At 65.4% G+C, this 633-nt stretch carries 2 protein-coding genes; both read right to left on the bottom strand.

Going from position 1 to position 633, the window contains the following annotated elements:
* A partial coding sequence (locus U858_RS0132610; RefSeq protein ID WP_025141287.1) for a response regulator transcription factor occupies positions 1–181 on the bottom strand: 181 nt, incomplete at its 3' end.
* Between the two features lie 65 nt (positions 182–246).
* Positions 247–633, bottom strand: a 387-nt coding sequence (locus U858_RS0132605; RefSeq protein ID WP_025141286.1) for a biopolymer transporter ExbD, incomplete at its 5' end; no start/stop codon positions are given.

The raw sequence follows: 633 nt of genomic DNA, 5'->3' as shown, positions 1-633 counted from the left end.
CCAGGCCGCTCATGCCGGGCAGATTGAGGTCGAGCAGCATCAGGTCATACGGCTGGCCTGCCAGCGCGCCCAGAACCCGGTCGCCCTCTGTCAGCCAGTCGACCGCATAACCCTGGTCGGCCAGAAATTCCTGGAGCGCATGGCCCAGGGTGGTGTCGTCTTCGATTACCAGAACTCGCATGCCGCGATTCTAGCGCGATCCCAAAAAAAAGGGGCGCGAAATGCGCCCCTTTTCCCAGGAAACGTTCACTTGCCGGCCGGCGCGGGGGCCGGGGCACCCGCCGGCGCGTCGGCCGAGGGGGCTCCGCCCGAGGGCGGCGTGGTGACGAAACCGATGCGCGTCATGCCCGAACGGCGGGCCGAGGCCATGACCTTGGCCAGGGTCTCGTACCGGGTGTTCTGGTCGGCGCGGATACGGATTTCGGGTTGCGGCTTGGTGCCGGCGATCGACTTGAAGCGGTTCGGCAGGTCGTCGATATTGACCGGCTTCTCGTCCCAGAACAGCGCGCCGCTGGCATCGATGGCCAGGTCCACGGTCTTGGGCTCTTCTTCGATCTGCTCGGCAGCCACCTGGGGCATGTTGATCTTGATCGAGTGCGCCAGCAACGGCGCCGTGATGATGAAGATCACCAG

Source organism: Achromobacter sp. DH1f, assembly GCF_000633435.1.
Classification (GTDB): domain Bacteria; phylum Pseudomonadota; class Gammaproteobacteria; order Burkholderiales; family Burkholderiaceae_B; genus Achromobacter; species Achromobacter deleyi.
The sequence above is the reverse complement of the archived record's forward strand: the minus strand, read 5'-3'. Positions and strand labels throughout refer to the sequence as shown.